The organism is Stenotrophomonas sp. GbtcB23 (assembly GCF_019091045.1).
Classification (GTDB): Bacteria; Pseudomonadota; Gammaproteobacteria; order Xanthomonadales; family Xanthomonadaceae; genus Stenotrophomonas; species Stenotrophomonas rhizophila_A.
Window position 1 is genome coordinate 1 of record NZ_JAGXKC010000664.1, and the last position, 238, is coordinate 238.

Annotated in this window: 1 pseudogene; it reads left to right on the plus strand. The window is 72.3% G+C overall.

From position 1 onward, the window contains the following. Nucleotides 1–238, plus strand: a pseudogene (locus KVS69_RS20490) (S9 family peptidase); the annotation flags it as partial.

Sequence of the window (238 nt, forward strand, 5' to 3'; positions counted from 1 at the left end):
GGCTGGACATCCCCGCCTTCCTGACCACCCCCAACACCGAACTGTGCGGTGCAGGCCCGTGGAAGGCCGTTGTGCACCCGCACGGCGGCCCGTGGGCGCGCGATGGCATGGACTTCGTCGGTTCCATGTGGGTGCCGCTGATGGCGTCGCGCTGCATGGCGGTGCTGCGCCCGCAGTTCCGCGGCTCGGCCGTCTGGAGCCGCAGGCTGTGGATGGCCGGCGACGCCGAGTGGGGGCA